We start from the raw sequence: 22435 nt of genomic DNA, 5'->3' as shown, positions 1-22435 counted from the left end.
CGACGCTGCTGCTCTCATGCTTTCAGCATCCTGGACTGAGACGCCTGCTTAGACTGGCAGTTGTCTCGGATCAGGACTCGACCATGCTCAAGCCTCAATTGAAAGACCCCAGCCTTTTGGTAGAACGCGCCTACGTTGATGGGCAGTGGATCAGTGCCGACGACGGCGCGACGCTGAACATCAACGACCCGGCCACCGGCGAATGCCTGGCCCGCGTCCCGGCGCTGGGCGGTGCTGAAACCCGTCGCGCCATTGAAGCCGCCGATCGGGCCTGGCCTGCATGGCGCGCACGACCGGCTGCCGAACGGGCTGCGCTGCTGGAAAGCTGGTATCAGGCGATGCTCGCCAATGTCGATGACCTCGCGCTGATCATGACCCTGGAGCAGGGCAAGCCGCTGAACGAGGCCAAAGGCGAGATTCGTTACGGCGCCAGCTTCGTCAAATGGTTCGCCGAAGAGGCGCGCCGTTCGTACGGCGAAACCATTCCAGCGCCGAGCGCTGATCGTCGCCTGATGACCATCAAGCAGCCGGTTGGCGTCTGTGCGGCTATCACACCGTGGAATTTCCCCAACGCGATGATCACCCGCAAATGCGCCCCGGCGCTGGCTGCGGGTTGCCCGATCATCGTCAAACCGTCCGACCTGACCCCGCTTTCCGCACTGGCGCTGGCCGTGTTGGCAGAGCGTGTCGGCATCCCCGCTGGCGTGTTCAACGTCATCACCGGCCTGCCGACCGGCATTGGCGAGGAGCTGACGGGCAACCCGGTGGTGCGCAAGATTTCCTTTACGGGCTCGACCGCTGTCGGCCGTCTGCTGATGCGTCAGAGCGCCGAGCACATCAAGCGTCTGAGCCTGGAGCTGGGTGGCAACGCGCCGTTTATCGTGTTCGATGATGCGGACCTGGAGCAGGCCATCGCCGGGATTATGCTCAGCAAATTCCGCAATGCCGGGCAGACCTGCGTGTGTGCCAACCGCATTCTGGTGCAGGACGGCATTTACGAGCGTTTCGCCCAGCGTCTGGTGGAGGAGGTCGGCAAGCTCAAGGTCGGCAACGGTCTGGAAGACGGCGTGACCATTGGCCCGCTGATCAATCCAGCCGCCGTCAGCAAGGTCGCCCGGCACATTGATGATGCCCTGAGCCAGGGCGCGAAGCTGTTATGCGGTGCAATCCCTGATGGCGACAGCCAGTTTGTCCAGCCCACCGTATTGGGTGATACCCACGCGGGCATGTTGCTGGCGAATGAAGAAACCTTTGGCCCCGTTGCGCCGTTGATGCGCTTTACTGATGAAGCCCAGGCACTGGCGCTGGCCAACGCTACGCCTTTCGGGCTGGGCGCTTATTACTTCACGCAAGACCTGCGTCGCTCGTGGCGTTTCGGTGAGGCGCTGGAGTTCGGCATGGTCGGGCTTAACACCGGGATCATCTCCATGGAAGTCGCGCCGTTTGGAGGGATCAAGCAGTCCGGTCTTGGCCGCGAAGGGTCGAGCTACGGCCTGGACGAGTACCTTGAGGTCAAGGCGTTTCACGTCGGCGGGCTGTAGGGCGGCGGGTCATGTTGGGTTGATTGCGGATTTTCAGAGGACACAGGTTCATGAGCAATGCATTCAGGATCGCCGCGATTGCAGGCGACGGTATCGGCAAGGAAGTGATGCCCGAAGGGCTGCGCGTGCTGGAAAGAGCTGCGCAGAAATGGGGCCTGAACCTCGATATCGAGGTGTTCGAGTGGGCGAGTTGCGACTACTACCTGGCGCACGGCCAGATGATGCCGGACGACTGGTTCGATCAGCTCAAGGGTTTTGACGCGATCTTCTTCGGCGCTGTGGGCTGGCCTGACAAAGTGCCGGATCACATTTCCCTGTGGGGGTCGTTGCTGAAGTTTCGGCGTGACTTCGATCAGTATGTGAATATCCGTCCGGTGCGGCTGTTTCCAGGTGTGCCGTGCCCATTGGCGGGGCGCAAGCCGGGTGATATCGACTTTGTCGTGGTGCGCGAAAACACCGAGGGCGAGTATTCGTCGGTTGGCGGCAAGATGTTTGAAGGCACTGACCGTGAGTTCGTTTTGCAGGAGTCGGTGTTTACGCGTCACGGCGTCGACCGGATTCTGAAGTTTGCTTTTGAGCTGGCGCAGACCCGTCCACGCAAGTTGCTGACGGCGGCCACCAAGTCCAATGGCATCTCCATCAGCATGCCGTATTGGGACGAGCGCACCGCGCTGATGGCTGAGCAGTACCCGCAGATCAAATGGGATAAACAGCACATCGATATCCTCTGCGCGCGTTTCGTGCTGCAGCCGGATCGATTTGATGTGGTGGTGGCGTCGAATCTGTTCGGCGACATTCTGTCGGACCTGGGCCCTGCGTGCGCGGGGACCATCGGCATCGCGCCTTCGGCCAACCTTGATCCCGAGCGCCGCTTCCCGTCGCTGTTCGAGCCGGTGCACGGCTCCGCGCCGGATATCTACGGACGCAACATCGCCAATCCGGTTGCGATGATCTGGTCGGCCGCGTTGATGCTGGAATTCCTGGGCAACGGCGACGAGCGTTACCGCGCAGCACACGACGGGATTCTCGCTGCCATCGAGCGGGTCATCGCCAACGGGCCCATCACCCCGGACCTGGGCGGCACCGGTTCCACTCAGTCAGTGGGTGAGGTGATTACGGCGGCGTTGTGAGGCCTGCGATCTGTAGGCGCGAATGGATTCGCGTTGCGGCGGGCCTGGTTTAACCCGTGACATCGTCTCGCCAACAAGTTGGGCTCCTACAGGTGCTGCGCGGTGCTTGAGTCTGTAGGCGCGAATTCATTCGCGTGGCGGCGGGATTGGTTTCACCCGTGACATCGTCTCGCCAACAAGTTGGGCTCCTGCAGATGCTGCGCGGTGCTTGAGTCTGTAGGCGCGAATTTATTCGCGTTAGGCCTGTCCACCAACGGAAATTCGTTCGAAACCAAGCTTCGCGCTCTATCAATACCCTTGGCCGCGATCCACTTGCCCGAGCATTTTTTCGCCGCGCTCGAAACGGCGGATATTGTCCAGCAGCCCTGCCATCGCGCTTTCTGGCTGGGTCATGGCCGCAATGTGCGGGGTCAGCAGAATGTTCGGGTGCTTCCAGAACGGATGGTCCGGCGCCGCGGGTTCTTGCTGCAAGACATCCAGCACGGCGGCGCTGATCTGGCCGCTGTCCAGCGCATCAAGCAGGTCTTTTTCGACCAGGTGCCCCCCGCGTCCCATGTTGATCAAAGCCGCACCTGCTGGCAGTTGCTCGAACAGCTCACGATTAAGGATGCCCTCGGTGTGTTCGGTCAACGGCAGCACGCACAGCAGAATGTCGCACCGGGCCAGAAACGCTGGCAACTGATCCATGCCGGCATGGCATTCGACGCCTTCGATCTGGTGCTGGCTGCGCGCCCATCCCGACAGCGTGAAGCCAAAGGGCGCCAGGCTCGACAGAATATGCTGCGCCTGCAATCCCAGCCCCATGACACCGACGCGCCGCTTGGTCGCGGGCACCAGCTGGCGAGCTTGCCACTGCCCGATGGACTGCTGCTGACGATAGCGCAACATGTCCCGGTGCAGGCTCAGCACCGAAAAGCACGCGTATTCGCACATACCCCGGCTGATGCCCGGGTCCAGCAACCGGACCACTGGCAGCGTGGTGGGCAACCGGCTCAAATCAAGTTGATCGACGCCTGCGGACAGTGCAAACAGCACCTTCAGATTCGGCAGCGTCTGCTCTAGATCATCGGGTGCCAACCAGGCGGCGAGGTACGCGATGTCCGCCGGATCGCCGATGTCCGGCCAGGCGCGCCATTCGATATCGGGGGCGTGCTCGGCAAACAGCGCTTTCCACTGTTCGCCACGCACCGGGTCAGCCTTATAGAGCAGCGCCATGAGCAATTCCTGAATTGAAAAAGGTAGCGTCCATCATGCCGGAGCGCTGGAGCAGGATCTGTCGAAAGCGCTGATTCAAGCGCTCCGCAGCGCTGGGAATAGCCCTTGGGCCAGCAGATTCATTGGCCTCGAAAGACGCTGAAGGAATCTGCCGTTTGCGAGGGGTAAAACAGTGGATCTGGACTTCTGAAAGGGCAAGTTCGGCGTAGATGATTTCGCTGAACGATTAACCTGAACACCATCGCAGCCACCTGCCGGTTGCCGGGCTCATTATCGGGAAATGCCATGAACAGCAAAGTCGACGAAGCACCTCATTTACTGCGTCAGCGTGACCAGTTTGTACCGCGCGGCATCGTGACGGCGCATCCACTGGTAATCGACCGCGCCCAAGGCTCTGAACTGTGGGACGTAGACGGCAAGCGCTACCTGGATTTCGTGGGCGGCATCGGCGTGCTGAACATCGGGCACAACCACCCTAACGTGGTCAAAGCCGTGCAGACTCAATTGACCAAAGTGACCCACGCCTGTTTTCAGGTGGCCGCATACAAGCCCTACGTCGAGCTGGCGAAGCGCCTGAGCCAATTGATCGGAGGCGACGTCGCGCACAAAGCGGTGTTGTTCACCTCGGGCGCTGAGGCGGTGGAAAACTCCATTAAGATCGCACGGGCTCACACCAACCGTCCTGCGGTCATCGCGTTCCGTGGTGGCTTCCATGGCCGTACCTTGCTGGGCACCACGCTGACCGGCATGAGTCAGCCGTACAAGCAAAACTTCGGGCCGTTTGCGCCTGACGTATTTCATACCCCGTACCCCAACGAGTACCGTGGTTTTACCGGCGAGATGGCGCTGGCCGCGCTCCACGAGCTGTTGGCGACACAGGTGGCGGCGGATCGTGTGGCGGCCATCCTCATTGAGCCGGTTCAGGGCGACGGCGGTTTCCTGCCCGCGCCGGTCGAGTTCCTCAAGGCGCTGCGTGCCCTGACCGAGAAGCACGGCATTGTGCTGATCCTCGATGAAATCCAGACCGGTTTCGGTCGCACCGGCAAGATGTTCGGCTTCCAGCATGCCGGCATTCAGCCGGACCTCGTCACTGTCGCCAAGAGCCTCGCTGGCGGCTTCCCGCTATCCGGCGTTGTCGGGCGTGCCGAGATCATGGACGCGCCTTTGCCTGGCGGACTGGGCGGCACCTATGGCGGCAACGCACTGGCTTGCGCGGCTGCGTTGGCGGTCCTCGACACCTACGTAGAAGAAAATCTGGTGGAGCGCGGCGTTGTGCTCGGTCAACGCCTGCATGAGGGTTTGCTCAAGCTTCAGGCCAGGCATTCACGTATCGGCGATGTGCGGGCCACCGGTTTCATGGTTGCGATCGAGTTGATCAAAGACGACGCCGAGCGCAGCCCTGACGCAGAGCTCACGCAACAGCTGATCGATCAAGCGCGCGTTGGCGGTTTGCTGGTGATCAAGTGCGGCGTATACCGCAACGTCATGCGCTTCCTGGCACCGCTGGTGACGACCGAAGCGCAGATCGATGAAGCCTTGAGCATTCTCGATGGGGCGCTGGCACGGGTCTTGGGCCCAAAATAAACGTCGTAATCGGGCAGTCGATTGCATCTGCTTCGACTGCCCGCGGCACCAGGCATCTGCACTGGACCAATTGCATCAATGGAGGCTTTGCCTGTCATGGGGCTGACTGATTACCGCGCGTTGTTGATCGATTGCGATGAGGTTCTGGTTGATCGGGATTCGGGCGTCTGGGCAGCGTTGCAGCCATTGCTGGAAAACCGCCCTAACGTGCCGGACAGAAGCCAGATTCTGGCCGAATACAAAGATGTCATTCGCTCGCTGTATCCACGCTTCGATGAGCTGGGTTTCAGCGGGCTTTTGTGTTTTGCCCATCGTCAGATGGCCGAGCGCCTGGGCATCAAGGCCAGTTGGGAGGAGGGCATGAGCTTTGCCCGTTCTGTGCCCAACTGGACGTTGTTCGAGGACGCACCCGGCGCGATGCTTTACCTGCGCAAGTTCTACCACTTGCTCGTGTACGTGGACCGTGATGTCGAGGACCGGGGCGTATTGTGCGAGCGTCTTGGTCTTGCGCCGGAAAATCTTTTATCGCTGGCGGGCAACCGCATGGATCGCACCGACTGGCTGAGCGAGCTCGATATCGACCCCGCCGATACGTTGCTGCTCTCGCGGCCCCCCGCGCAGGCGTTGACGTCGGGCGGGCTTTGCCTGATTCGGCGTGGTCGCGCCGAGCATCGTCAGCCGTGCCCTGCCGACTTTTGCATCAACAGCATGGCCGATCTTGTACGACAGCATCAGCTGTCTTTGCGGCGCTGATTTTGTTAGAAGGGACACTTATATCGAACGGCAATCAAGAGGCGCGTAATGGAAGGTTTGGTCAAACTGGACCGGATTGATATCAATATCTTGGTTGAGCTGCAAAAAGACGGGCGCATGACCAACGTCAGCCTGGCAGACGCTGTAGGTTTGTCTGCGAGCCCTTGTCTGCAACGCGTCAAACGACTTGAATCGGCCGGCTACATTTCAAGCTACAAAGCCCATCTCAATCTGGCGAAGATCACCGACTCGGTGACCGTCTTCACCGAAATTTCCCTCAGCGACCACAAGCGTGAAGACTTCGCCAAATTCGAAGCCAACATCCGGTTGGTGGACGAGGTGCTGGAGTGCCACTTGATCAGCGGCGGCTACGATTACCTCGTGCGCTTCATGACGCGCAGCATTCAGCATTATCAGGAAGTGGTCGAGGAGTTGCTCGACAAGGACATCGGCATTTCCAAGTACTTCAGCTACATCGTCATCAAGTCCCCCGTCATGAAAGACGGCGTGCCTCTGCGCAAGCTGTTGCGCCACTGATTATTCAGCGTTTCCCCCTCTTTAGGAGCCAACGGGTTAGCGAGACGGTTGCCCTCGTGCACCAACCAGATCGCCTCGCGAACAAGTTCGCTTCTACAGGGTTTTGCATTGCTTCGATGTTCAAGGTTAGCGGGTCCGCTTTCGATTCTGGCCGAATCTCCTACAGATCTGCCGCGTGTATCAAATCCTGATTCATCGCAGGGATTGATTGATCGTTTGAACGCGGTTCCTCGCCCTGCACCGCTAACGCACATCCTGCCTCTATCCGTTGATCCCTCGCTCCACCCTGGCGCAGGCCGTATATAACGCCGTTTGCCCCTTCAAAACGGCAGTTTTTCTGCCTGCGTGTCTTGAATATGAAATAAATTTCATCTGGTCGTGGGTTGTAATTCATCTGGAAGACGCGGTGCTTTAGGTCGTTACTGAATGTTATAGTGTAACGAAATAGAGCAAGGATCAACCGATGGGCATGGGTAAGTGCGAATGAATAAGATCACCACGACAGCGCTTTTGGGTTACGGCGCACTGCTGTTGGCCAGTACCGCGCAGGCGCATCAAATATGGTTTGAGCAAACGGCGCAGCAGCCTTTGGCGCTGTATTACGGCGAGTACGACCAGAACATGCTCGAAGTGACGCCGGGCGGGCTGGATCGGTTCAAGGGGCTTGCAGGCTGGTCGGGACAAGCGTCCCAACCGTTAAGCCTGACGCTCAAGCGCGATTATTTTGCGGTTGCGCATCAGCCTTCGCCCCAAGACACATTGCTTGCGGCAGACGCGCAATACCCGATTTTCGATCTCCACGACGAAGGTAAAACCCTCAAAGTCTACTGGACTCCCGCAACGCGCTGGGTGGGTGATCTGCGTGCCCGCGAGCCGCAGCATGATCTGGACATCGTGCCGACGGGGGATGCCAAAGACGGCAAAGCAACGTTCCAGGTGTTCTACCTGCGCAAGCCGCTGCCAGCGCAGAAAGTAGTGCTGGAAACCGCCTCGGGCGAAGCCTTCACCCAAACCGCTGATCAGGACGGCAAGGTCACGTTCGATCTGCCGTGGCAGGGCATCTATGTGGTGGCTGCCGAGCATAACGACTTCACGCCGGGCGAACGAACCAACACCCAGCAGCACGTAGAAAAATATGACGTGAAGAGCTTCAGCTCAACGCTGTCGTTCTCCCAGAGCGCGGGTAAAGCGGCGCTGCCGCGTCCAGCCTCGCAACTCCCGGCCTCGGAAGTGGCCCGGCTCAAGAAGACGGCGGGTTAAAGCGTCTCCCGATAAAGCATTTTCTGCCGCACTGCGACAGGTTTGACCCACGCTTTCCTGCGCTGGCTCAGCCTCTGATCAATGATCAATAACATGAGTAACCGAAATGGCCCTTATTTCTGAAATGACGGGGCAGGCGGGAGCTATTCCCCCTGCGCGAGCCGCTGCGTCCGTGATCGCCAACACGCGCATGCTGGCCATCGACGCACTGCGCGGCTTTGTGATGCTGTTAATGCTGATCGACCATGTGCGTGAAACCTTCCTTTTGCATCGTCAGGTGACTGACCCAATCGATGCGCTCAGCGTCACGCCTGACCTGTATTTCACGCGCATGCTCAGCGAAATCTGCGCGCCGGTGTTCATCCTCCTCACCGGGTTGTCGGCGTATCTGTACAGCCAGAAACACACGCTGAAGGAAACCTCGGTGTTTCTGCTCAAGCGCGGTGTGTTCCTCGTGCTCCTGGAAATCACCTTCGTGTGCTTTGCCTGGAGCGCAGAATTCCCGCCCAAGACGTTGTGGCTGCAAGTGATCTGGTGCATCGGTATCTGCATGATCGTGCTGGCCGGTTTGCTGCATTTCAAACGCAGCTGGCTGATCGTGCTCGGCGTCGCCATCGTCGCCGGGCACAACCTGCTCGATGGCGTGGTGGTCGGGCCAGAGTCGCCGTTCTTCGTCCCGTGGTCGATCCTGCATCAGCGCGTATTCATCGACATCACCGACTTCACCCGGGCGCGTACGACTTACCCGGTATTGCCGTGGATAGGCGTCATTCTGCTCGGCTGGGCCATCGGTCCCTGGTTTGGAAAGGACGTTGATCCTGCAGTGCGCATCTCACGTTTGCTCAAGGTCGGTTTTGGTCTGCTGGTGGCCTTCGTGTTCATCCGCTATCTGAACGTCTACGGCGAAAAACCATGGGTGCAGACCGGCGATTCGTTGCGCACATTCATGAGCTTCATGAGCGCCAAAAAGTATCCGCCGTCACTGATGTTCCTCATGCCGACCATTGGTCTGGGCCTGCTGTTGCTGGCGCTGTTCGAGAAGATGCAAAACCGCTGGTCCATCGCCATCCTCGCGATCTACGGCGGCGCGCCGATGTTTTTCTACTTGCTCCATCTCTACGTGCTCAAAGCGATGTACCTGATTGCGCTGGCGATCTGGGGCGCCAATCAGGGCGCTTACTACGGCTTCGATGGCCTGCCCGGCGTCTGGCTGTTGAGCGTATTACTGGGCGTAATTCTGTTTTTCCCGACGTGTTGGTACGCCAACCTCAAGCAGCGTCGTCGCGACATCGCCTGGCTCAAATACCTCTGATCTCTCCTCCATGACCTCCCTTGGCGGCGCCCCGAATGTGGGTGCGCCGCCAACGCTGGCCGTAGCATTTTCAGGAGCACTACGTGAAGACCATTTCCATGCACGCCTTCCTGTTGGCGTTGGGAGGGCAGTCTCTGCTTGCCCACGCGTCAGAGCAGGACAATGCAAAAGGCTTCATCGAAGACAGCCAGTGGAACCTGCTCAACCGCAGCCTGTATGACCGGCGCGACTATGAGCATGGTTCGCTGAGCAACGGCGCACGCAATGCCTACAAGCCACGTGCCGAGCGCAGTGATCTGGCCGAAGAATGGACTTACGGCCTGATGGGCGATTTCACTTCCGGCTACACCCAAGGCACGGTCGGCTTTGGTCTGGATGCTCATACGTACATCGGTCGGCAACTGGACACCGGTGGTGGTCGAGCCGGCAAAGCGCGATTGCTGGGCATCGACAACGACGGCCATCCCAAGGATGAATTCAGCCGTGGCGGCGCGGCAATGAAGCTGAGGGTGTCATCCACGGAACTGCGCTATGGCGAACAACGGGTGAAAACGCCTGTCTTCGGCTCCTCTGACAGCCGTTTGCTGCCCGAGACCGCGACGGGATGGCTGCTGAGCAGCCGCGAACTGCCGGCGACGACTTTCTACGGCGGGCATTTCAACGAGAGCACCGACCGTAACGCCACCAGCCATGACCGAGGCTTTGCGGTCAATTACTCCAACGGCAAACAAGGCGACAGCTTTGATCTGGTGGGTGTACGCACGACAGCATTCAAAGGGCTGACTGCCAGCCTGTTTGGTGCTGAGTACGAAAACACCTGGCGCCAGCAATACCTTGGCGCGGTATATACCCAGGTGTTGAGCAATACCCAGGATTTGAGTTTCGACCTCAATCTGTATCGCACCCAAGACACGGGCAAAGCGCTGTCCGGCCAGATCGACAACACCAGCTGGAGTTTGCTGTCGACCTACCGTTACAGCGCCCACAGCGTTGGCATCGGTTATCAGAAGATCGATGGCGACACGCCCTACGACTACGTCACCCGGAGCGCGATCTACCTCAGCAACGCCGTTGCGCTGTCGGACTTCAATGGCCCGCAAGAGGCGTCATGGATGGGGCGCTATGACCTGAACATGGTCACGTACGGCGTACCGGGGCTGACCTTTTCCGCCTTGTACGTGCGCGGCAGCGGGATTGACGGCACGCACATGGATCCGCGCGGCGGTTACAGCTGGTTGGGTTATGGCAAGGACGGCAAGCACTGGGAGCGTAATGTGCAGGCCAAATACATCGTGCAGTCGGGGCCTGCCAAAAAGCTCGCGTTCACCCTTCGCCATGCGGTGCATCGGGGTAACAAGGCGCAGGCCGAGCTGGATGCCGATCAGCTGCGCCTCGCCATCGAATACCCGCTGGGCGGCAGTTCCTAAGCCGCGCGATGGTGCCTGATGCGTCTGTAGGGGCGAGGCGGCGACTTTGTTCGCCGCCTGCTTTCAGACAGGGGGTTGACGGGGAATCTCTGTCGGAGGTTCATTGCCGTCACGTTCAGGCTGAACCGTTCGTGAAGACATTTCGGCACGCAGTATCGGCAGGCATTGCGGGTACTGCTTGGCGATGTAGCTGATCAGCCGCTCGCGCATGTGGCAGCGAGCGTCCCAACTGCGCGAGGAGTCCGCCGAGCTCAACAGCACACGCAACTGCATCGCCTTGTCGGTGGTGTCGGTCACCTGCAGCACGCACACGCGGCCGTCCCACAGGTGCGGGATCTCTTTGCAGATTCGCTCGGTTTCTTCGCGCAGCTCCTCGAGCGGCAACGCGTAATCTACCCACAAAAACACCGAGCCAATCAGGCTGGACGTGCTGCGGGTCCAGTTCTGGAATGGCTTCTCGATGAAGTATTGCAGCGGTATCACCATCCGCCGCTCGTCCCAGATCTTCACGACCACGTACGTCCCGCTGATCTCCTCGATACGGCCCCACTCGCCCTCGACGATCACCACATCGTCCAGCCGGATCGGTTGTGAAATCGCGATCTGCAAGCCTGCGATCAGGTTGCCCAGTACCGGCTTTGCCGCGAAACCTGCTGCCAGTCCCGCAAGCCCCGCCGAGGCCAGCAAGCTGGTGCCAATCTGCCGGACCGGCGGAAAACTCATCAGGATCAGACCGGTGCCAAACAGAATCACCAGCACATTCAGGCAGCGCACCAGCACCCGGACCTGGGTCTGGATGCGCCGCGCTTGCAGGTTGTCTTCGATGTCCAGCGGGTTGCGGATCGCTACGGCCTCGCCAACGGCCTTGACGCAACGCAACGCCAGCCAGGTAAAGCAACCCACGACCAGCATGCCGTTCAGATGGCGGACGGTGTTGATCATCATTAAATCGTCGGGCGCTGAGGTCCACACGGTTTGCAGCGCCAATAACGGGATCAACCAAAGCGTGGGCGACTCGCCACGAAGAATCAGCTGCTGAGCGAAGATGAATGACGTCGAGACACGCCTGAGCAGCGCCAGCGCAATCCAGCGAATCAGCAACGAGACACACACTGCAATGGCGGCCGCGACTAGCGTGTTAAGCCAGGGCAAAGGCAAAACGTCCAGCCAGGCGTCCGGGATAAAATGTTCCATAAGGGATGCTCGCGAGGAAGACGGTTTAAAGACAAGGGTGTGAGCCTGCAAACGGCGCAATCGTTCCCCGGCCGCGCTGCAAACCCCAGCGTAGACGTCTTTGGGCATCAGCGGCTGAGCGATCTGGTCAACGGCATAGCAGTCTCGCTGCTGCTTGATGGCCTGGCGCTGAGCCTGATCCACGCTCAGCGCCGGCGCGATGATCAACGGGCGAGTGTCTACGCTGCGCTCAGTCATACGCGAACAACTCATGGTCACAGGCGTAGACCTCACGAATACGTTTGCGCGACGCCGTCGAGCAGGAAGACGCTGTCCCAGCACATGCAGCAGAGGAGCGATTGAGGTGCTTGAGCGGCACGTTTACTTCCAGCACTTCACACAGTGCGTTGAAGTCGACTTCCAGATGCTCCTGGCGGCCGATGAAATCAACCGCAATCTGACCCATGGAGTTTTGTAGAAAGTGGTGTTGCGGCGCGAAATGTATCTGTCTGGAAATATTGTCCGCGTGCAACCCGCCATCGATGAACGTATCGAAGTTTGAATAACGGCTGACCAACTCGTAAGCCGCTCTGTCACGCGGCTGCGGCTTCTCCAGCAAGTAGTGATAAGCGGACAATGCACGGTGTAACGGGTCGCGTACAAAGGCAAATTTAAAATATTCTTCATATCGCTCTTTGAACTGCTTTTCATACCAGTACAACGGAAGATGCCCGGTCGGGTAGTCGCCGAAAATCGACGTGGCGACACTGCTGCCAGCGCACTTGGATACGTGTATGAAAATACATTCAAAATGGTCGAAGGCCTTGGGGAACCTGGGCTTGCGCGACAGCGTCTTGTTCACCACCTGGCGGTCGACAACCGATAACCGCTCCAATAACAGCTCGCGGTGATTCTTGGGAAACAACTTCCACAGTAAATGGTTCATGGGCGTGGGCCTGTAGCGTTGTGCGGATCAGTGTCAAGGCTACAGCGAGTAATAACGGGGCAGGTGGAACTTTGCAAATACTTTACGCTGGGGATTGGCTGTTAGTTTGAATGTATTAATTGTAAGTTTTTTGAGACGTTACTTGTGCGCCTGAATATAGTTAGCCGTCCAGCGCTGAGTTGAGCTGGGCGGCAACTAATACTATTGCTGTTTAACAGGGTGTTGTTCAGACGGTGCCTCGGGCGATTTATCCGGTAAGGCATCACTCAACGTCGGCGACTCACGAACGATAGAGGCCAGTATGGGCGTGTGCGCGGGCATGAAGAACCCCAGCACCACCAGGATCGACACCACCACAAAGCCTGTGAATATCTGACCCCTGCGAGGCTCGATGAAGGCCTTGATAGCCTGGCGTGCCGGCGCGTAAACCTGCGGGTGACGATACGGCGACAAGAATATCCAGGCCAGCATCAACAGCGAGTAGCACGCAAAAGCGCCCAGCCCGACATGCGCCGTGATCCAGCCGGTCAGTATCAACGGCACGCCGTGGCGCATGGCCAAGGCTTGAGACCCCGGCCAATGAATCCACTCAGGCAGGATCAGATCGCTCAGCCATTCGTCTGCCCTTTCAATGGCTAAAGAGACTGGGCGCCAGGCTCTCATGAACAGGTTGCACACCAGCACCATCACCAGTGGATAAATGAGCATCAGCACGGCGGCACCAAGCACATCGAGCTTGCCTTCTGCCGCTTGAGACGGGAGTACGTAGAACGCCGTAAACAGGCACCAACCGATCCACATCCACCTGTCCGGATTGAACGGCGGAACCTGCAGCGACCGCCAGCCTTCCAGGTCCGCCTCAGGGAAGCTCTCGAGGATGTCCGGATGACGATGTTTGAGCTGATTGCACAGGGTTTCGCAGCCGATCCATACATCGTTGCCGCACGAGCGCGCCAGGCGCAGACGCTTCACTTTGCTCGGGGGGGCGAGCACCAGCACGGCGGCTTTTGCTTCAACGGTGTCGGCGTTCCCGTCGACCAACCGTTGCAGATGCTCTGCGTAGGCATTTTCCTCGCAGCGTGCAATCAGCCCGCGCCAGATGAATTCCGGCTCGGGATAGATACCTTTGCGGTCATCCCAGCTGAACAACGTGCAGATCCGGTCAAACAGCGCTGCGGTCCAGTCAGGGTTGTTGTGCAGCACCACCACCAGCCAACTCTGCAACTGTTGACGGCGCTCCAGTGAGGCCAGCCAGGGTTGGCGGCTGAGCGCTTGCAGATCACTGAGGAAATGGCGTTCTTCACCATTTGCCAGATCCCACTCCAGTTGTGTCCGCTCTAACTCCAGCAAACGATGGGTCAGGGTGTGTTCATGTTCGGCGCTCATGCGCAGGGTTTGCCAAGGCGTCAGCCAGCGCAGGTGCGCGATCGCGGCGTTCAGCAGGCTTGCGTTACTGCTGTCGTCGCGAAGGCAGCGCTCCAGCAGACGCTGTTGAAACTGAGGATCACATCCCTGCGCCATCGCCAGTTCGTGCTGGGTTTGCAGGTTGTGGGTGTCAGTGAGTCTGGCGAGTTCATTGCCTGCCTCGCGCGCCAGACCCTCTGCATCGGGTGCTGGTTTGACGACGAAATCAGCCAACGCTTCGGGCGCAGGTTTGAATGCCTCCGATTCGCCGGACTCGCTCTCATCGGCACGTTCGTATTCCTGCTCATCAGCCCGCATGCGCGCGCAGCGCAGCGCCTGTTCATAGGCTTCACGCAAGGCCTGAAACGCTCCGGGATCATCATCCGGGCGCGTCACTTTCAACCGTTTCGCGTACTGGCGCTTGATGCTGCGCTCGTCAGCGTCTTCGTCGAGTTCAAGCAGTGTCCAAGGGCTCATGCTGCTCACCACTGCCCGCGTTCGAAGCGGTCCACTTGCTCCGTCAACTGCTTGCGCACCTCGCTGATCTGCCGGTCATCCTGTGTCTCCAGCACCCGCTGGAACTGGCTGGCCCACGCCCCGACCAATTCTCGCGCCTCGCCCAGATACTCCTGATAAAGACGCTCCAGTCTCGCAGTCAGGTGAGTATTCACTTGCTGCTCGCGGGGATGGATTTTCAGCGATTCCAGCGCTTTCAAACGCTCCTGGATTTCTTCAGGGCTGAGCACGCCAGGATTGTTTTCAATCACCAGCGTGTGCGCTTCTCCGGTGAGCGGGATGCGCACATCGGTTTCAAGAATGCCGTTGTTGTCGTAGGTGAAACGCACATCCAGCTCGACCTCGCCAGCACTGCGCGCTGGCACCGCAATCTCCAGTTCGCCCAGTGCGATGTTGTCGCGCACCATGCGACTCTCTCCCTGAAAAATTTTCAGCTGCACAACGCGCTGGCCGTCCTGCAACGTGTAAACGGTCTTGACCCGGCTCACGGGCACCACGCTGTTGCGCTCGATGATCGGCAAATAGTGCCCGTGCTCGAAACCGTTGCCGACGCGCTTCGAGGTTTCGATGCCTAGCGTGTAAGGGCAAACGTCGGTCAGCACCACCTCGTCCAGCGCCGCATCGCGGGCCTTGAGTGCGGCCTGAATCGCGGCGCCCTGAGCGACCACTTCATCGGGGTTGAGGCTGATAGACGGGAAGCGCCCGAACAGGCTCGCCGCGAGTTTGCGAATCAGCGGCATGCGCGTGGTGCCGCCCACCAGCAGAATTTCGTCGAGGTCGGCAACGCGGATGCGCGCATCACGCAGCGCCCGCTCAATCGGGCCGCGCAGACGGTCCAGCAGCGGCGCGTACAGATCGATCAACTGGTCCTGCGTGATGGTCTTGCGCCATTCTCCGTCGGCGTTGCGCAAGACGAACTCGGCAGTCGGATCCTGTCCCAGCGCCTTGCGCACGCGCTCGGCCTCACGCCTCAGCGCCTGTTTGACGCTCGACACCGAGGGAAAGCCCGCAACACCTTTGTGCAGCGCCACGAAATGGTCGAGCAGCATCTGGTCGAAGTCCTCGCCGCCAAGGAAGTTATCCCCGGCGCTGGCGCGTACTTCCATCACACCGTCGAACAGTTCGAGAATCGACACATCGAACGTGCCGCCGCCCAGGTCAAACACCAGAAACGACGTTTCGCCTTCCTTCTGATGCAAGCCGTAGGCAAGGGCGGCGGCGGTGGGTTCGTTGATCAGCTTCTCGACTTTGAGCCCGGCCAGCTCCCCCGCAATACGCGTGGCCTTGCGCTGCGCATCGCTGAAGTACGCCGGCACACTGATCACCGCTTCGGTCACCGGTTCGCCATACGCCCGCTCGACATCCGCTTTCAGGCTCTTGAGCACCAACGCAGAAAGCTCTTCAGGGCGATAAGTCCGCGAGCCAAGCCGCACTTCCTGCGCGCTGCCCATGTAGCGTTTGAACAACGCCGTCGTGGTGCCGGGATGCGTCTGCAAACGCTCGCGAGCCGCCTTGCCCACCAACACCTGCCCTTGGTCATCGATACCGACAACGCTGGGGGTCAGCGTCTCCCCCAACGCGTTGCTGACCAGATGCGTAGCGCCTTCGCGCCATACGGCAACGAGACTGTTGGTAGTACCCAGATCTATACCGACGATCATGCGAGACATGCTCCTTGCGAGGTCGCTGTGCTGCTGTGTTTATAGGACGTATGTCCGAAAGAGAGGTTATCGGCGGGGATTGGGTGGGCTTTAGCGGTGGGATGGGGCAGAGGGAAGTACGGTTTAATCGGGGTGGGTGAAGTTTTGTGGGTTGGGTGTGTAGGTATATAAGCGCATCGCTGTAGGAATAATCCGATATTAATAGTGGAAGTTAGATCTGGTTAAAGGCTGAGGTTTAGATTTATGCATTTTTATATCTAGCAGCTCCGTGTGATTTAGGTGCCATGTGAAGCGTTTCGACTCTTTTAGATGAATTTCTAAACGATGTCGGTCTGCGACTGTCGGGGTGTGAGCGATTAAAAGTATTGTTGTAAATATAACTATTTGCTCGTCAGCGATTGAACGCTGAGAGTATTCGATTAACAATTTAAAAACTTAAAGGTTGTCACTAACTGTTATCGCGATGAATTGGTTTCATTCGTGATGTTCCGCTATTCAGGCTGTATTGACAGAAGAGCTCGGCAGGATGAATCACTATCGCCTTCATGAAGCAGATCTGGAAGTTCCAGATTCCTGGCAAAACCAAACCCTCAATATTTTCAAACTACCAGCGGCCGCTGGCGCGAAGGAAGCCAGTTTGATCATCAGTCGCGACCCGAGTCAGGGCGACGCGACGTTCATCGATTACGTCGCCGCACAGCTGCGCAGCGCCGAAAGAGATACCCGAACTGGAACATGGCCCAGGCACATGCTGAGATTGGCGTTATCCAGCAGGCTTATGAAGTCGGAATGACACAAGGGAAGCATATGACGATGACTGTGGAGGGGCGGAAAGTCTGTGATTACTGCCTTTCCAATGTGCGCTCAATGGCGAAGGCTGCAGGGCTGGAATCAATAACTATTTATCAAAGAGCTTTGGACAGCACACTCTACTGGGATAAAGGAATGCCGAAGCTCGTAACGGTGAGCAAGTGAAGATGGAATTATCTTGGTCTATTCTGCGCGATGAAGTTTGGAGCGGCGGTACTCAGCGTGTTCAAGGTTGGGATGACGTAATGCAGCACTTGGTCATGCTTCACGATCGTGCCGGAGCGCTGAGTCTTCATATCATGGATGGCCCTGATCCAGGCCCAATGCAAGTCAGTGTGCAAGCTGAACGCGGAAAGTATCTGCTAACCCTCCTTGAAGCCACTGAGGACGGTACTGATGTCAGGTCATACGAGAACGTCACTGCTGCCGCCGATACGGTGGATATCTTGGGTGACAACTGGAGTGCTCGCCAACTCACCGACGACTTCGATCTGGTTGTGATGATGTTCAAAGAGTTCTTTGAAACCGGCTATGTCTCGCGCAAGTTGTTGTATTGAGATTTCCCTCCGAGCTGCTCAGTCCGCCAACGGTGAGCACCGTGTACAAAGCAAGCGCTCACAAAAAAGCCCGCACATCAGCGGGCTTCTCTTGAATCAGGTTCACTCAGAACGCGCTGGGCGACCTGAACTCAAAATATGGTGCACCAGACGGGATTCGAACCCATGACCCCTGCCTTCGGAGTCCTAAAAGTCGACGTTTAGAATCAATACGTTAGCGGGGATTAGCTAGAAAATCAACGAGTTGTGTTAGCTGAGGTTAGCGGGTTTTCGCCCCGGTTAGCGGGGCGAGTGTGGCAAATTTGTGGCATTTGAAGGTCGTCACTGTAATGCAGTAGCAAGGACAGGTGTGATACCTGAAATCGACGATGATTATCAGATACTGATATGCTCGACCGGAATTACATCTCGGGACTGAACATGAAGCGGTGCATCGTTGGTATTCATCGACCAGATGGCGCAGACCATCATCGACCGGGGAGCGAGATGCCGCAGATTTGGTTCAGTTCGTTGGCGTCGCTTGCTGCTGTGCTTTCAGACGATAACCGTCGTTTGCTGCGCTTAATCCATGAGAAGAATCCGAAGTCACTAACAGAGCTGGCTGAACTCAGCGGCCGCAAGGTCCCGAATCTGTCACGCACCTTGCGTCTAATGGCGGATTACGGTCTGGTCTCGTTGCAGCGCAATGTCCGGGACGTCCAACCGACCGTACTGGCTATCGAGTTCTTGGTCGTATTGGATTGATGGGCATGAACATGAGAGGGAACACGATGGCCAGGATGTGGATGGTACGCGGCGAAGGTGGCAGCCTGTACGATGCTTTTCGGGAGCGCGGCGTTGCAGCCGTGGGCTGGAATCAACTGGCGGCACATGCCAAGCCTGGAGTCGGACGTAAACAGTTGATCGCTCTGTACCAGTCCATCGAACCCCAGGCAAAACAAGGGACGGTTATCTCGGGCGCATCTCAAGTCTGGCGGTTCGTCAATGACATACAGGATGGCGATTGGGTCTTAACCTATTCGCCCGCTAATCGACTGTATTCAATCGGCAAGGTCACCGGCCCGGCCGAGCACCATCCCGAGTGGGGCGAGCAAGGCATGCCGCTGGTGCGCAAGGTGCAATGGCAAGAGCAGGACCTGCCGCGCGACAATTTGGGCACCAGCACCAAAAACAGCCTGGGTTCGACCCTGACCCTGTTCGAGGTGCCGTCCAACGCTGCAGCGGAAGTGCTGGCCGCGCTGAAGGGTAAACCGGCGCCAGCAGTGGAAGATGAAACCGAAGAAGTCATCGCCGATCCACTCGCCGATATTGGATCGCAGGCACTGGAGCGTATCAAGGATCGGGTCAATGAACTGGACTGGGACGACATGCAGCAACTGGTCGCTGGCATCCTGCGCGCCATGGGCTACAAGACCCAAGTCTCTCCACCTGGCTCAGACCGTGGCAAAGACATCGTAGCCTCGCCCGACGGTTTTGGTTTCGAGCATCCGCGGATCGTGGTGGAGGTCAAGCACCGAAAGGGGCAGATGGGCAGCCAAGAAGTACGCAGCTTTCTTGGTGGCCGCCACAAGGATGATCGCGGGCTGTACGTCAGTACTGGCGGTTTCACCAAGGACGCTCAATACGAAGCCGACCGCGCCTCCATACCGGTGGCGATGTGGACGCTGGACCATGTGGTCCGCGCACTGATCGAACACTACGACGCCACCGACGCCGAGACCAAACGAGTCGTTCCGTTGAGGCGGCTGTATTGGCCCGCTTGACCCTATACACATAATTTCTTCTGGCGCGTACTCCTATTTGAGCCAGGTCCTTTGAACTAGGAAAACCGTATGACCAGTGCCCAACAACGTAACGCCCTACAACGTCAAATCTGGGCCATCGCCAATGACGTGCGTGGCGCAGTCGACGGCTGGGATTTCAAGCAATACGTGCTCGGCACCTTGTTCTATCGCTTCATCAGCGAGAACTTCGTTGACTACATCAGCGGTGGTGATAGCTCGGTCGATTATGCTGCCATGGAAGATGACAATCCGCTGATTACCGCCGCCAAGGACGACGCAATAAAGACCAAGGGCTATTTCATCGCGCCCAGCCAGTTGTTTAGTAACGTCGCCGCCAAGGCTAACGCCAACGATAGTCTGAACACTGATTTGGCACGCATCTTTGCCGCTATCGAGAGTTCCGCCAGTGGTTACGCCTCCGAGCAGGACATCAAAGGCCTGTTCGCTGACTTCGACACCACTAGCAACCGACTAGGCAATACCGTCGCCGACAAGAACAAACGCTTAGCGGATGTGCTCAAGGGAGTGAGTAAGCTGGAGTTTGGCAGCTTCGATGCCAGTCATATCGACTTGTTCGGCGACGCCTACGAGTACCTCATCTCCAATTACGCAGCCAATGCCGGCAAATCCGGCGGCGAATTCTTTACCCCGCAGCATGTGTCCAAGTTGATCGCCCAGTTGGCGATGCACAAGCAGACCAGCGTCAACAAGATCTACGACCCGGCGTGCGGCTCCGGCTCGCTACTGCTGCAGGCGAAAAAGCATTTCGACGCCCATGTAATCGAGGATGGGTTCTTCGGCCAAGAGGTGAATCACACCACCTACAACCTGGCGCGGATGAACATGTTTCTGCACAACATCAACTATGACAAGTTCAACATCCAGCTCGGCGACACGCTGCGTGTCCCGCACTTTGGTGATGACAAGCCCTTCGATGCAATTGTCTCCAACCCGCCGTACTCGGTGAAATGGATCGGCAGCGACGACCCGACGCTGATCAATGACGACCGTTTTGCCCCGGCCGGCGTGCTAGCGCCTAAGTCCAAGGCGGACTTCGCCTTCGTGCTGCATGCGCTGAGCTACCTCTCGGCCAAGGGCCGTGCGGCCATCGTCTGCTTTCCCGGCATCTTCTACCGCAGTGGCGCTGAGCAGAAGATTCGCCAATACCTAGTGGATAACAACTATGTGGAAACGGTGATCTCGTTGGCGCCCAACCTCTTCTTTGGTACGACCATCGCCGTTAACATCCTGGTGCTGTCCAAGCACAAGCTGGACACCACCACCCAGTTCATTGACGCCAGCGCGCTGTTCAAGAAGGGCACCAACAACAACCTGCTGGAAGACACGCATATCGAGCGGATCATGCGAGTGTTCGATAGCAAGGAGAATGTCGATCACTTTGCCAAGTCGGTACCCTTTGAAAGGATTACGGCCAATGACTACAACCTCTCGGTCAGCAGCTATGTGGAAGCGAAAGACAGTCGCGAAGTGGTGGATATTTCCCTACTCAATGTCGACCTGAAAACCACCGTCGCCCGCATCGACCAACTGCGCAAGGACATTGATGCCATTGTCGCGGAGATTGAGGGCGAGGAGCTGGAGGCATGAGCGGCGCGAACTTCATAGGCAAGCTGCTGGATGGCGTTGCCGTAGAGTGGACGGCATTGGGTGATGAGCGCTTTCTAGAGGTAGCGAACGCTGCAAGGAGGCCGGTAAAGGCTTCGTTACGTGTATCTGGGGAGGTTCCATACTACGGCGCAAATAATATCCAGGACTATGTGGATGGATATACCCATGACGGCGAGTACGTGCTGATTGCAGAGGACGGCTCAGCAAGCCTTGAAAATTACTCTGTGCAATATACGAGTGGGAAGTTCTGGGCAAATAATCACGTGCATGTTGTGCGTGGCAAGCAAGTATTGAATACTAAGTTTCTCTACCACTATTTGTGTGCTGTCGATTTTACTCCTTACTTGCCAAACAAAGATAGGTCGAAATTGACAAAAGGGGAGATGGTCAAGATTCAGATTCCCATCCTCTGCCCAGGCAATCCCAAGAAATCGCTGGAAATACAGGCCGAAATCGTTCGCATATTGGACACGCTCACCGAGCTTACCTCCGAGCTCACCGCCGAGCTCAGCGCCGAGCTCACCGCCCGTAAAAAACAATACAACTACTATCTCGAGCAGTTGTTGAGTTTTGACGGCAGGGAAGTGGAGTGGAAGACTTTGCCCGAGATGTCACTTGATTTTGGGCGGGGTAAATCTAGGCACCGTCCGAGAAATGACCAAAGACTGTATGGGGGTAATATACCGTTTATACAAACGGGTGATATCAGAGGTGCGGCGCGGATTATCACAAGTTACGGTCAAACCTATAGTGAGCTTGGCTTAAAACAAAGCAAGTTGTGGCCCAAGGGGACGCTGTGTATCACAATTGCAGCTAACATAGCCGAAACGTCCATACTAGGATTTGATGCTTGTTTCCCTGACAGTGTCATTGGCTTTGTTGCTGATCCTAGTAAAACTAGCTCTGTATATGTTGAGTTTATCCTTCAGGTAACTAAAGCCAAGCTGGAGAGAAAAGGGAAGGAGAGAAGTAGCGCACAGAGCAATATTAATCTTGGAACTTTTGAGCAGTTGAAACTGCCTTTTCCATCACTCGAAGAACAAGCTCGTATCGTCGCCATCCTCGGTAAATTTTACGCCCTGACCAACTCCATCAGCGAAGACTTGCCACGCGAGATTGAGCTGCGTCGGAAGCAATATGAGTACTGCCGCGACTTACTGCTGAGCTTCCCCGAGCCCGAGCAGGTGGAGGCGTGA

At 57.7% G+C, this 22435-nt stretch carries 19 protein-coding genes and 1 pseudogene; 15 read left to right on the top strand and 5 right to left on the bottom strand.

Annotated features, from left to right (window positions below; translation table 11 throughout):
• The first annotated feature begins 83 nt into the window (after positions 1–83).
• Together OYW20_RS25280 and OYW20_RS25275 are read left to right on the top strand one after the other, a co-directional pair.
• Positions 84–1541: an NAD-dependent succinate-semialdehyde dehydrogenase gene (locus OYW20_RS25280; RefSeq protein ID WP_268798585.1), complete on the top strand. Its 1458-nt coding sequence runs from the start codon at positions 84–86 to the stop codon at positions 1539–1541.
• A 50-nt stretch (positions 1542–1591) separates the two neighbouring features.
• The gene (locus tag OYW20_RS25275) at positions 1592–2671 is read left to right on the top strand and encodes a tartrate dehydrogenase (protein WP_268798584.1); all 1080 of its coding nucleotides are present in this window, start codon (positions 1592–1594) and stop codon (positions 2669–2671) included.
• 288 nt (positions 2672–2959) lie between these two features.
• Here OYW20_RS25275 and OYW20_RS25270 read toward each other — a convergent pair whose 3' ends face one another.
• Positions 2960–3886, bottom strand: coding sequence for a 2-hydroxyacid dehydrogenase (locus tag OYW20_RS25270; RefSeq protein WP_268798583.1), 927 nt, complete (start codon positions 3884–3886; stop codon positions 2960–2962).
• A gap of 285 nt (positions 3887–4171) precedes the next feature.
• Between OYW20_RS25270 and gabT the strand changes: the two genes are divergently transcribed.
• From gabT to OYW20_RS25240, 6 genes are all read left to right on the top strand, one after another.
• The gene (gene gabT, locus OYW20_RS25265) at positions 4172–5470 is read left to right on the top strand and encodes a 4-aminobutyrate--2-oxoglutarate transaminase (protein ID WP_268798582.1); all 1299 of its coding nucleotides are present in this window, start codon (positions 4172–4174) and stop codon (positions 5468–5470) included.
• Between the two features lie 96 nt (positions 5471–5566).
• Complete coding sequence (locus OYW20_RS25260) at positions 5567–6223, top strand: HAD family hydrolase (protein ID WP_268798581.1); 657 nt, start codon at positions 5567–5569, stop codon at positions 6221–6223.
• A gap of 48 nt (positions 6224–6271) precedes the next feature.
• Positions 6272–6760 carry an Lrp/AsnC family transcriptional regulator gene (locus OYW20_RS25255; RefSeq protein WP_268798580.1) on the top strand — a complete coding sequence of 163 codons (489 nt, stop codon included), beginning with the start codon at positions 6272–6274 and terminating at the stop codon, positions 6758–6760.
• Between the two features lie 483 nt (positions 6761–7243).
• On the top strand, positions 7244–8020 hold the full coding sequence (locus OYW20_RS25250; protein WP_268798579.1) for a DUF4198 domain-containing protein: 777 nt from the start codon (positions 7244–7246) through the stop codon (positions 8018–8020).
• A gap of 106 nt (positions 8021–8126) precedes the next feature.
• On the top strand, positions 8127–9332 hold the full coding sequence (locus OYW20_RS25245) for a DUF1624 domain-containing protein (RefSeq protein ID WP_268798578.1): 1206 nt from the start codon (positions 8127–8129) through the stop codon (positions 9330–9332).
• 98 nt (positions 9333–9430) lie between these two features.
• Positions 9431–10759 carry an OprD family porin gene (locus tag OYW20_RS25240; RefSeq protein ID WP_408005533.1) on the top strand — a complete coding sequence of 443 codons (1329 nt, stop codon included), beginning with the start codon at positions 9431–9433 and terminating at the stop codon, positions 10757–10759.
• 63 nt (positions 10760–10822) lie between these two features.
• On the opposite strand, the gene OYW20_RS25235 is transcribed toward OYW20_RS25240, so the two are convergent.
• From OYW20_RS25235 to OYW20_RS25220, 4 genes are all read right to left on the bottom strand, one after another.
• Entirely contained in the window at positions 10823–11953 is a 1131-nt protein-coding gene (locus OYW20_RS25235) for a mechanosensitive ion channel family protein (RefSeq protein WP_268801234.1), read from the bottom strand.
• Between the two features lie 229 nt (positions 11954–12182).
• Positions 12183–12878, bottom strand: coding sequence for a sulfotransferase family 2 domain-containing protein (locus OYW20_RS25230; protein WP_268798576.1), 696 nt, complete (start codon positions 12876–12878; stop codon positions 12183–12185).
• 201 nt (positions 12879–13079) lie between these two features.
• On the bottom strand, positions 13080–14759 hold the full coding sequence (locus OYW20_RS25225; RefSeq protein WP_268798575.1) for a J domain-containing protein: 1680 nt from the start codon (positions 14757–14759) through the stop codon (positions 13080–13082).
• A gap of 5 nt (positions 14760–14764) precedes the next feature.
• Positions 14765–16459, bottom strand: a complete 1695-nt coding sequence (locus tag OYW20_RS25220; protein WP_268798574.1) for a molecular chaperone HscC — start codon at positions 16457–16459, stop codon at positions 14765–14767.
• 526 nt (positions 16460–16985) lie between these two features.
• Between OYW20_RS25220 and OYW20_RS25215 the strand changes: the two are divergent.
• From OYW20_RS25215 to OYW20_RS25185, 7 genes and pseudogenes are all read left to right on the top strand, one after another.
• Positions 16986–17177 (top strand): annotated as a pseudogene (locus OYW20_RS25215) (DcrB-related protein); the annotation flags it as partial.
• A gap of 17 nt (positions 17178–17194) precedes the next feature.
• The gene (locus OYW20_RS25210; RefSeq protein WP_268801254.1) at positions 17195–17434 is read left to right on the top strand and encodes a cytidine deaminase-like fold-containing protein; all 240 of its coding nucleotides are present in this window, start codon (positions 17195–17197) and stop codon (positions 17432–17434) included.
• A 2-nt stretch (positions 17435–17436) separates the two neighbouring features.
• A complete protein-coding gene (locus OYW20_RS25205; RefSeq protein ID WP_268798573.1) occupies positions 17437–17826 on the top strand; it encodes a DUF6911 family protein in 390 nt (129 codons plus the stop codon).
• A 387-nt stretch (positions 17827–18213) separates the two neighbouring features.
• Positions 18214–18570, top strand: coding sequence for an HVO_A0114 family putative DNA-binding protein (locus tag OYW20_RS25200; protein WP_268798572.1), 357 nt, complete (start codon positions 18214–18216; stop codon positions 18568–18570).
• A 26-nt stretch (positions 18571–18596) separates the two neighbouring features.
• Positions 18597–19589, top strand: coding sequence for a restriction endonuclease (locus OYW20_RS25195; protein WP_268801233.1), 993 nt, complete (start codon positions 18597–18599; stop codon positions 19587–19589).
• 69 nt (positions 19590–19658) lie between these two features.
• Positions 19659–21218, top strand: coding sequence for a type I restriction-modification system subunit M (locus OYW20_RS25190; RefSeq protein WP_268798571.1), 1560 nt, complete (start codon positions 19659–19661; stop codon positions 21216–21218).
• On the top strand, positions 21215–22435 hold the full coding sequence (locus OYW20_RS25185; RefSeq protein ID WP_268798570.1) for a restriction endonuclease subunit S: 1221 nt from the start codon (positions 21215–21217) through the stop codon (positions 22433–22435). The genes OYW20_RS25190 and OYW20_RS25185 overlap by 4 nt, the downstream gene beginning before the upstream one ends.

Source organism: Pseudomonas sp. BSw22131 (assembly GCF_026810445.1).
Taxonomy (GTDB): domain Bacteria; phylum Pseudomonadota; class Gammaproteobacteria; order Pseudomonadales; family Pseudomonadaceae; genus Aquipseudomonas; species Aquipseudomonas huanghezhanensis.
This window is presented reverse-complemented; position numbering and strand designations above follow the sequence as displayed.

Bases quoted from the DNA above. Each gene is read 5' to 3' on its own strand.
- OYW20_RS25280 (WP_268798585.1), top strand. From the start codon at position 84: ATGCTCAAGCCTCAATTGAAAGACCCCAGCCTTTTGGTAGAACGCGCC.
- OYW20_RS25275 (WP_268798584.1), top strand. From the start codon at position 1,592: ATGAGCAATGCATTCAGGATCGCCGCGATTGCAGGCGACGGTATCGGC.
- OYW20_RS25270 (WP_268798583.1), bottom strand. From the start codon at position 3,886: ATGGCGCTGCTCTATAAGGCTGACCCGGTGCGTGGCGAACAGTGGAAA.
- gabT (WP_268798582.1), top strand. From the start codon at position 4,172: ATGAACAGCAAAGTCGACGAAGCACCTCATTTACTGCGTCAGCGTGAC.
- OYW20_RS25260 (WP_268798581.1), top strand. From the start codon at position 5,567: ATGGGGCTGACTGATTACCGCGCGTTGTTGATCGATTGCGATGAGGTT.
- OYW20_RS25255 (WP_268798580.1), top strand. From the start codon at position 6,272: ATGGAAGGTTTGGTCAAACTGGACCGGATTGATATCAATATCTTGGTT.
- OYW20_RS25250 (WP_268798579.1), top strand. From the start codon at position 7,244: ATGAATAAGATCACCACGACAGCGCTTTTGGGTTACGGCGCACTGCTG.
- OYW20_RS25245 (WP_268798578.1), top strand. From the start codon at position 8,127: ATGGCCCTTATTTCTGAAATGACGGGGCAGGCGGGAGCTATTCCCCCT.
- OYW20_RS25240 (WP_408005533.1), top strand. From the start codon at position 9,431: ATGCACGCCTTCCTGTTGGCGTTGGGAGGGCAGTCTCTGCTTGCCCAC.
- OYW20_RS25235 (WP_268801234.1), bottom strand. From the start codon at position 11,953: ATGGAACATTTTATCCCGGACGCCTGGCTGGACGTTTTGCCTTTGCCC.
- OYW20_RS25230 (WP_268798576.1), bottom strand. From the start codon at position 12,878: ATGAACCATTTACTGTGGAAGTTGTTTCCCAAGAATCACCGCGAGCTG.
- OYW20_RS25225 (WP_268798575.1), bottom strand. From the start codon at position 14,759: ATGAGCCCTTGGACACTGCTTGAACTCGACGAAGACGCTGACGAGCGC.
- OYW20_RS25220 (WP_268798574.1), bottom strand. From the start codon at position 16,459: ATGATCGTCGGTATAGATCTGGGTACTACCAACAGTCTCGTTGCCGTA.
- OYW20_RS25210 (WP_268801254.1), top strand. From the start codon at position 17,195: ATGGCCCAGGCACATGCTGAGATTGGCGTTATCCAGCAGGCTTATGAA.
- OYW20_RS25205 (WP_268798573.1), top strand. From the start codon at position 17,437: ATGGAATTATCTTGGTCTATTCTGCGCGATGAAGTTTGGAGCGGCGGT.
- OYW20_RS25200 (WP_268798572.1), top strand. From the start codon at position 18,214: ATGCTCGACCGGAATTACATCTCGGGACTGAACATGAAGCGGTGCATC.
- OYW20_RS25195 (WP_268801233.1), top strand. From the start codon at position 18,597: ATGGCCAGGATGTGGATGGTACGCGGCGAAGGTGGCAGCCTGTACGAT.
- OYW20_RS25190 (WP_268798571.1), top strand. From the start codon at position 19,659: ATGACCAGTGCCCAACAACGTAACGCCCTACAACGTCAAATCTGGGCC.
- OYW20_RS25185 (WP_268798570.1), top strand. From the start codon at position 21,215: ATGAGCGGCGCGAACTTCATAGGCAAGCTGCTGGATGGCGTTGCCGTA.